The organism is Candidatus Cloacimonadota bacterium (assembly GCA_020532085.1).
Lineage (GTDB): Bacteria > Cloacimonadota > Cloacimonadia > Cloacimonadales > Cloacimonadaceae > Syntrophosphaera.
In genome coordinates this window covers 84600-93929 of record JAJBAV010000005.1, presented here as the reverse complement: position 1 = coordinate 93929, position 9330 = coordinate 84600, and the positions used below count along the sequence as shown (strand labels likewise).

5 protein-coding genes are annotated in these 9330 nt (G+C 56.6%); all 5 read right to left on the bottom strand.

Going from position 1 to position 9330, the window contains the following annotated elements; genetic code table 11:
• Nucleotides 1-456: 456 nt before the first annotated feature.
• The 5 genes from LHW45_02625 to LHW45_02605 all read right to left on the bottom strand — a co-directional run bounded on the left by LHW45_02625 (nucleotide 457) and on the right by LHW45_02605 (nucleotide 9324).
• Entirely contained in the window at nucleotides 457-4920 is a 4464-nt protein-coding gene (locus LHW45_02625) for a hypothetical protein (protein ID MCB5284473.1), read from the bottom strand.
• Nucleotides 4921-5387: 467 nt separating this feature from the next.
• Nucleotides 5388-5888 carry a nitroreductase family protein gene (locus tag LHW45_02620; protein MCB5284472.1) on the bottom strand — a complete coding sequence of 167 codons (501 nt, stop codon included), beginning with the start codon at nucleotides 5886-5888 and terminating at the stop codon, nucleotides 5388-5390.
• Between the two features lie 114 nt (nucleotides 5889-6002).
• Nucleotides 6003-7514, bottom strand: a complete 1512-nt coding sequence (gene malQ / locus LHW45_02615; GenBank protein ID MCB5284471.1) for a 4-alpha-glucanotransferase — start codon at nucleotides 7512-7514, stop codon at nucleotides 6003-6005.
• Entirely contained in the window at nucleotides 7511-8509 is a 999-nt protein-coding gene (holA, locus tag LHW45_02610; GenBank protein ID MCB5284470.1) for a DNA polymerase III subunit delta, read from the bottom strand. The genes malQ and holA overlap by 4 nt, the downstream gene beginning before the upstream one ends.
• Nucleotides 8509-9324: an undecaprenyl-diphosphate phosphatase gene (locus LHW45_02605; protein MCB5284469.1), complete on the bottom strand. Its 816-nt coding sequence runs from the start codon at nucleotides 9322-9324 to the stop codon at nucleotides 8509-8511. Before LHW45_02605 ends, holA begins: the two co-directional genes overlap by 1 nt.
• Between the last annotated feature and the right edge of the window lie 6 nt (nucleotides 9325-9330).

Sequence of the window (9330 nt, the reverse complement as noted above, 5' to 3'; positions counted from 1 at the left end):
AAAGCGCAAAATGTGTGGATAACTGAGCTTTTTCAGGGTTCATGTTGAGAATATTTGAAAAAATTGTGGATAACTACAAAGTAGATCCTGGAAAGCTGGACTATTTGGTATTACGCAAAGGTCTTACCATGTATAAAGTTACGGGTTTATTTGTCCATCACGGGCGATATATACCGATAAGCTGTTGCCGTCCAAGGCGATAGGTGCATCCAGGCTCAACTGTATTATCCCGCCGGAGCTGAAATGGCACGCGTGGTCGTCTGGGAGTATATGTGGCTGTCGTCGATGCTCCTCCCTCGCCATCCTGGCGTCCAGCGAGCTTGCGAGCATGGACTACAGGCTGTGTCAGGACAATATGCATTGTTGTCGTCGATGCTCCTCCGTCGCTCAACGCCAGCGCGGGAAACAAAAAGCGGGAGCGTGAACTCCCGCTTTTGATGGATTGTTCTTTTCGGATCAGGGCAGGTCGCGTTCCGCGGTCACCCGGAAGAAGTGAGAGGGATCGGTCGCCGCGTTATAGGATCTGGAGAAGCCGGGGGTTGTGGTTGAATCCACGAAGCTGTAGGGGTCGTCGCTGTTGTAAACCCTGAACCTGCTTACCGAAATGGGATAGGTCCAGCTCACGGTGAGGTAATTGGGATAAGCCCCCGGCGCGATGGAGATGTCCGCCACTGCAGGCAAGGCCTGCCATTGAACAAAATCCGGCCCCCAGAGGTTGTTGAATTCGTCAGTTTCGGCGATGCGATTGTCGGTGTCCACCCGGAACCAGGAACTCCAGGTTTCCGCCACATCCGTGCTGACGTTGGTGAAGGTGACATACTTGACCTGACCGGTGTCTAGGGAGGGGATTTCCTGGTACAGGTCGCCCACTTCTCCGGCCGCGGGAGCGGAGGCGAGGTTTTTGTAGAAGTCGATCCGGAAAGGTTCAACGATGGTGTTGCTGGCAGTGTTCATGACATACACCCTTACGGTCGCGGGAGCGCAAACATAAGCGTCGGGACGTTCCCAGGTTACGTTAACGATCTGCAGGTTCATGCTGGCTCCCAGCCAGTGGATCCGATAGTTGGGGTCATCTTCGTAGTAGGTTCCGCTGAAAACGCCGAGGTAGTCGCTGAAGGTTACAGTGCCCGCATTCACCGATTTCCAGACGTTGTGGGAGCCGGCACCGGCAAAGGTGGGGAAGTTCGCGTGGGTGATGTTCAGGTCCTGTTCGTTGTCCACGCGGAAGAGCACCCCTCCGGGGATTCCATTTTGGAAGGTGCAGTAGTGAAGGCCGCTTACGGTGGCGTCGTCGCGGATGTAAACCCCGGTGGTGTTGAGGTATTCAAAAAACACGTGCTGGGCGGTGAGGTCACCTCCGGGATTGACATTGAAGTAGAAATAGCCGTCGTCGAGGTGGGTGAAGGTTGTCACTTGTTCGGCGGTGGAGCCATAGACGTCGACCATGCCGCCAGCATAGACGCTGAAAGTCTGATCGGCCGCCAGGCGGACATGGTTGTAGGAGGCAAAGGACATCTTGCCGCCGTTGGAGATACCGATGCTGCCGTGGCAGCGCAGGTCCTCGCGGTTCATGTGGAAGGTGCCGTGAAAAACGGTGAAATTGCCCCGGCAGATCAGGGGGACAGATGTACCACTAACAAGTTCCACAGTGGACGAGGGGAGGTCCTTGTCGATCTTGAAGTGGTAGAAACTGATGGTATTGAAGTCGATGTCGATGGTGGCGTTGGTGGAGCCGATCATGGCGAAGGTGCCTCCGGCGGGGGCGAAATAATCCCTGCGGCCAACCAGATTTCCGGCCGAACAGATGATGCCGCCGGTGATGTCCACAGCCAGGGCGTAGCCGTTTTGCAGCCAGATGCCTTTATCGCGGAAACTCAGACGCCCGCCATCCATCTCGATCCCGGCTGTGGCGGCCGCGGGCCAGTAGGAGTACAACACCGCGGGGTTGCTGCAATACACGTTCACCTCACCGCCATAGACGTGCAGTTCCCCAAAGAGGTTGACCCCTGTATCATCGGTGATGTTCAGAACGCAGTTGGTATTGCAATAGTAAGCGCCGTAGAGGCCGTTGTCGGCCAGGTCGTTGATGTTCAGCGTTCCCGAGATCATGTCCACCGCGCCGGCGGTCCAGTCGTATTGGGCGATGTTCACTTCACCGCCTTCGTAGTTCACGCGGATCGCGCCGCCGCTCTTGTCCGCTTCCACGATGTTGAAGTTTTCAGGGGTGTTCAGATACTGGTGACCGCCACCGTTGAAGACCACGCGGCCTGTCCTTTCAATGAAATTCGAGGGACCCTGGTTGTTCCACCAGTTTCCGGCTATGTAGATATTGTAAACCGGTGAGCCGGAAACGTGCTGAACGTCCAAAGCGCCGAAATCGAGGGTGAAATCGCCCTTGATGGTGATATCGCTGCTGAGGTGATAGGTCCGGTTGGAATCGATGGTCAGGTTGGGAAGCCAGTTTCCGGGGCCAAGAAAGACTTGGGAGGTACTGGAAACATTGGAGCTGAAAACCACCGTTCCCCCCGTGGGCTGGAAAGTGCCATACACGTCCAGCGTACCGCATCTGATGGTGCCTGAAACCAGCGTAACCACGGCACTGGTGGGAATGCCCAGGCTGTAATTGGGCAGGGCGAAGGTGCCAGAATTGATGTTGATGGTCCCAGCGGGGTTGAAATAGAAAATGCCGTTTATGGTCACGGACCCGGTGTCTATCTGCAGGGTCCCTCCAGAAACAACGCCGTTATCAGCTACGACCACTTCGCCGGAATCAACCATCAGGGTACCCCAAATATCCAAATCATCACCCACGCTCATCCCCCTCTGATTAAGGTCCAGGGTGTTACCGGCGCGGATGGTCAGCTTTCCCGGCACGTCAAGGTCAGCGGTGCTGGTTGCGGCCACCGAGTAAACTCCGCCGGTGTAGGTGGCGCCGGAGCTGTCCCTGCCGATATCGAGCTGGCCGATAGTGTGATTGCTTTCATCTATTTGTATGGTTTGGTCAGCAGTGCTGGTGAAAAAAACTTGGCAAGTGGAATTGATCTGCACGTTGGCTCCGCTTTCCACGATCCAGTCTCCGCCGCATTCGATGATGCTGTTGTCGGCGGCAGTGAGTTGGCTGTCGTTAAACCATTTTATATCGCCCGCGGAATCGAGCTTTGTGTTCATGATCAGCTGGCCTGAGATAAAGGCTGTGGCACAACTGATCTGAATTCCGCTGGCGTCCAGGGTTCCGTTGGAAACGTATAGCCAGCCGCCAAGGTCGAAATCGTTGCCCCAGAGAGTGGCGGTGGCAGAGGTTTTGGCGATGGTGAGGTTGTAGAAATTGCCGAGTTGCAATTCTATCAGGGAGTTTGAGCTGCCGTAGAATACAAAGATGCCACCGGTGGGGGCAAAGCCGGACCAGGTGCCTTCGAAATCTCCCTCGGTTCTGATGTACCCCGAGGAGATGCTGAGGGTAAGGTAAGTTGGGGCAGGGCTTCCCAAAACGTTGTAAACGGCTATACCTGTCTGGTGGAAATCCAGGTACCCGCCAATCATGACCAGGGAAGCATCGTCATAGGAACTCCAGGTGGAGTATTCAGCGGAGCTGTAAACGTTGAAATACCCGTTGCTGATGGTAATGTCTCCCTTGAGGTCCACATTCTCGTTCGTGACGTTGATGGCACCGAACTGGTCGGTAAGCCACCATTTCCCGTAGATTCCGGCATCAGCCAGGTCGTTCGCGGTGAAGGTGGCATTGGTGTTCATGTCTATGCCGCCGGAGGTCCAGTCGTACTGGGCGCAGGTGACGGTCTTGCCGCTGGTGAAGCGCAGGGCGGAGTACATGTCTATTTCCAGGATGTTGAAGGTTTCATCACTCAGGATAGTTTGCCAGGTGGTGCTGTTGTTGAAGATCACCCTGCCCTCGCCTTCGACAAAGCCGTCCGGCCCCACCTGGTTGTTCCAGTTGCCGGCGATGGTGATGTCGTTTGAACCGTCCACGGAAAGATAGCCGCTTTCGATGGTGAGGTTGCCAATGAGGGTGAGGTTGTATTCTGAGACAATTCCAGAGGTGGCGCTGCAAATGAGGTTGTAAAGCCAACAGCCCGGCCCCTGCAGGTCGATGTATTGGAAAGCACCGTCCATCTTGAGCGTGCCGGTGTTGAATTTGATGCCATAGGTTCCGACAGTGTTGCCCAGGTTGTAGTCCAGGAGGTGGCCCAGCAGGGTCACCACGATGTCTTCGCTGCAAAAGAACCTGTTGCCGATGTTGTTCACCAGGTCGTTGTTGATCTTGAACGGCTGGGTGGTGTCCAAGTTGATATTCACGTAGCCAGTTCTCGCAGTTTTTGCGGCGTTCAGATATCCGAACTCGGTGGTGGGTTCGTAATTTCTTATATGGCTATCCGCCGTGCCTTTGAAGCTGACACTACCTCCGCTGTCCATGATGAATCCGGCCCCATTGTAAATGGTGAGGTTACCGTAAAAATTGAATAAAGTGAGACCACTGTCCACAGTAGAAGAGCCCGGATGCCAGTATGCAGTTCCAGAAACAGAAAGCGGGCCGGTGCCCGTCACAGAGATGGTCCCGTAGTTATCTAGGTTGCTTGCGATCGAGACTCCGCCGGTGCTGCTCATGGTCAGGGTACCGTTGTTGGATAAGTAACCGCCGTTGGTCAGGCTGTAGGATGAGAGCACCCGCAGTTCGCCGCCTGTCTGGATTATCATGCCGTTGCAGAACGAGTTGGCGGTGATGTGCGGCTTGTTTGTGGTTGAGGGGATGATCACGCCATCCGAACTGGTGGGTACTCCGTTGGGACTCCAGTTTCCCGATGTGCTCCAGTTTTGATTGGTGCTGCCGGTCCAGGTGTAGGTGGTTTGGGCCAGAAGCCCGGCCGCGGCTATCAACAGGATCAGGACAAATAAAAAACGTTTCATGATCTCTCCTTGTTTGGATCATTGGGTTATGGCAATGGTTTCATCCCACGATTGTGGACAAAATTCTACACGGTTCGAAACTGAAGGGAATTTTTGCGGTCCATCCCCAGTCTGGTGGGGAGGAAAACACCCAATATTGGCGATTGAAAAGCGGCTAACATTACCGGCCATACTTCCTTCGACCTTTGGTTAACATATTGTTGAATAAGAATATCGACCAAGCCTGGCTTGGTCCCGCACATCGGATTTCATGCTCTGGCCAGAGTTTAAAACTGTCAAGATGAAAATTGTTAATTTGACAGTATTAGTTGGGATAGTTCACAATTCCCGGACAGCCGGGTAAGAGGCCGCGGGAGGCTGGCTTGGGGGATAGGCGCGAAAGACTTTCCGGATCAGCTTTCCGGGATGAGCAGGTCCTCCAGGTCCAGTTTGGGAACGTGGTGAATGTCTTCGCCGTCCCGCCAGTATTAGATGGAGCCATCAGCCCGGGCGGGATCGAGCACCACTTGTTCCGCGGGAACGCCCAGCGCGATCACCAGAGCTATTTCCAGTTCTTCCGGCAAGCGGAAGGTCCGCCGCACTTCGTCCTTGTTTACGGAACCCAGCATGCAGCCGCCCCAAGCCTGTTCAGCGGCGGCCAGCAGAATGCTCTGGGCGGCGATGCCGGTATCGATGAACTGCATCGGGCCGGCTTCCCGGGGCAGGCACATGATCAGATAGGCGGCGGGACGCTGGCCTGGCGCGGGTCCGGGCCAGGTCTTCAGATAACCGCCCCAGCGGGTGTGGGGGAAAACCAGATCGCATTCCTCCTTGGTGTAAACAAGCCTGTAACGCAGGGGTTGGCGGTTCATGGCGCTGGGGGATAGGCGCGCGTTGTTTAGCAGGGCCAGCAGGTCCTCGCGGCGGAGGCGCTGATTTTCAGCGAAACGGCGGTAACTGCGGTTTTTTACGATCAGATCGTGCAGCATATCCCACTCCTTGGGTTTTTATGGCATGGCGCAGCTTGGCTGAGAGCTGAGAATTTGTCAATGTTTGTGATGGTGAAGAGGATGTGAGCCTGGGAGCGCGGTTGGCGGAAAGGCTCAGGTGTCGCAGGGGAAGGGGGTTTTAAGCAATTCCGCGAAATCCGTGAGCCGCCATTGCCAGTTGCCCAGGGCCGTGCCGGGAACGTTCATGCGAGCGGAGGAATCCAGTCCCAGGATGTCCTGCACGGGGATGATGATGTTGGCGCAGCCGGAGGATTCGGCTATGAGGCAGATGATCCGGTGGATGGACCTCTCTATGTCCGCAACATCCTCCAAGCCGAGGCCGGCAAAGAGCGAAGCGTTCGACCGGATGAACTGGAACAAATTAACGCGGCTGGGTGAATCTTCGGCCAGGTTGCCGAACCACTCGCGGATGGTGGGATTGTCGTGGGTTCCGGTGTAGAGGAAGCGTTCGGGCGGGAATTCGCGCACTTGGGGCACACTCTCCTCAAAACAAAACTGAAGCACGATCATGCCCGGCAGGTCGTATTGGTCGCGATAGGCACAGACTTCCGCGTTGAGGATGCCCAGATCCTCCGCGATGAAACGGTCCGCGGGGAACAGCGCCCGCAGCAGGGGAAAGAAATCCTCCGGCAGGGCCTTTTCCCAGCTTCCTTCCAGGGCCGTGGCCGGGAGTTCCGGCTGCTCCCCGGTCCCGTCAGAAGCCAGGGGCACAGCCCAGTAATTCACGTAGCCGATGAAGTGATCGAGGCGGACCTTGTCCAGATGGACCAGCGCGTTGCGGATGCGATGGGTGAACAGCTGGAAGCCATCCTGGCGCATCACATCCCAGCGATAGAGCGGGTTTCCCCAAAGCTGGCCGTTTTCGCTGAAGGCGTCTGGCGGAACTCCGGCCACGCGGAGACGGTTGCCGTCGTCATCCAGATCGAAGAGCTGCGGATTTGCCCATACTTCCGAGCTGTGATAGGAAAGGTAGAGCGGCATGTCGCCGATCAGCAGCAGGCCTTGGTCGTTGATGTAGTCCTTGAGGCGGTTGAGTTGGTCCTTCACAATGGCCTGGGCGCAGGCCGTACGCAGCATCTGGCGTCCATAGCGCTTGAACAGGCTGGCGTAGAGTTCCGGTGAATAGTGCTGGTGCTCCTCTCGGAAGAGCTGCCAGTTGTCGTCGCCATACAGTTTGCTCAATGTGATATATGACAGATAGGGCTTCATATACAAAGCGTTGCTTTCGATGAAGTCATATATCTCAATGTCAGAAAGGAAGTTATCCGCCGCTTTAGCGATGAGCGGATCCTTGAGGCGGTAAACCGCGTCGTAGGGCACATGGTCGGTTACTGGCAATCTGGCCGCGTCGAGGTCAGGCAGGTCGATCAGGCCGTCTTCATAGAGCAGGTCGGGGCTGATCAGATAGGGGTTGAGGGCGAAAGCGGAGATGGGATTGTAAGGCGAATTGCCGTACCCGGTTTGATAGAGGGGCAGGATCTGCCAGTATTTGATGCCGCGTTCCACCAGGATGTCGGCAAATTGGCAGGCCGCGGGGCCAAGGTCGCCGATGCCGAAATCCGAGGGCAGGGAACTGATGTGCAGCAATACGCCGAGGTTTTTCACGCGGCTTCCATTATCCTCAGGATGCAGGTGGTGAGCAGCACGGCGTCGCTGCCCTGGCTGGTTTTCAGCTTGGAATCGGTGTCCAGCAGGATGGCCAGGATCTTTTCCAGCTGGGGAAGGGTGTATTTCTGGGCGAAACCCAGGTAGAATTTGCGTTGGTCGGCAAAAACTTCCATGAGGTGCTTGGAACTGATCTCGGCGGGGCTGAGATGGGCTTCCTTCATAAGCAGGATGTGGTATATCACCAGAAAGACGCGGTTGATCTGGCTGGTGATCTGCAAGGCTTTCTGATCCGAGGCCAGCAGGCGGTCCAGCAGGGTCAGGGCCTCCCGGGGCTGTTTTTCGCCGAGGGCCTTGGCAAAGGCGATCTGGGTGCCCACGCGGGAAGAGCCAATGCCACGCAGCACATCGGCTTCAGTGATCTGTTTGCGGTCACCCACCAGCAGGGCCAGCTTCTGCAGCTCGTTGTTGGCGCTGGCGAAATCCAGCTCCACGCGGTTGGTGAAAGCGTAGCGGGCGGGTTGGGGCATGAATTTGCCCAGACGGGCCAAAGCCTTGTCCAGCCAGGCCGCGAACATGCCTCCATGGCGGGGCGGTTCGCAGGTGACGGTTTCGCAGGCCTCTTTGATCTTCTTCCAGCCGGAAAGGCGGGCGTCGATCTTTTCCGCCGTGATCACCAGGCTCTGCTGCGGGGAAGGGTCCGCAAAATAGTTCGCCAGACATTCCAACTCTGCTTTTTTGAGCAGGTCGGCATTGCGGAAGAGGATCAGCTTGGCGCTGGAAAAGATGGAGTAGGTGTCCAGCAGATCGTTGATCTGGGCACTCCTGGCCTCATCTCCATAGACGATCACCAAGTCCACATCGTCATTTTGCTTCAGTTCCTGGCGAACCCTGTCGGTGACTGTATCCATCAGGAACGCGTCGCCGCCGGTGAGCAGGAAGTTGTCTCCCAGGCTCAGTTTGACGGTGTCAAATTCCAGGGCGTCGATGGCCATCAGGGTTTCCCGAGGAGCAGCGCGATGCTGATCAGGCCGAGCGCCCAGCAATAGTAGGCGAAATATCTGAGCCTGGCCCGGGAGATCAGTTCCAGCAGGCCGCCGATCACCAGATAGGCCACCGCGAAGGCAGCCACAAAACCGCCCAGATAGATGCCAAACTCAGGCCAGCCAAGTTGTTTGAAGAGGCCGAAGTTCACAAAGTTTGCCGCCAGGATGGCCGGTATGCTGAGCAGAAAGGAAAACTCCGCCGCGTCCCGCCGTTTGAGGCCGGCCAGCAGCGAACCCGCGATGGTGGAGCCGGAACGCGAGATCCCGGGAATGATGGCAATTCCCTGGATCAGGCCGATGAAAACGGCGCGCGGGACGCCCATGTTCGAGGCGGGGATGTCGCCGGAGCGGAGATGGTCTGAAACAAAAACGATGATCCCCGTGACCAGCAGCATGAAAGCCACCACCAGGGGCTTGGCGTAAAGGGATTCGAAAAGGTCCCCGAACAACAGGTAGATCAGGCCGGTGGCGAGGGTGGCGCAGAACAAGTAGAGGATCACGTTGCGGTTGCGGCGGTGGGCTTCATGCCGCAGGGTCCGCTTCCAGCTGAACAGCGATACCAGCAGCACCCAGACGCGCCGGCGGAAAAAGGCCAGCACGGCCAGCAGAGTGCCCAGATGCAGGAAGACCTCAAACAGGGCGTCGCCGCCGGACTCGATCCCAAAGAAGTGCTGGGCCAGCACCAGATGGCCGGAACTGCTCACCGGCAGAAACTCCGTCAAACCCTGTAAAATGCCCAACAGGACCGCGCTGAAGAAACTCACATTATC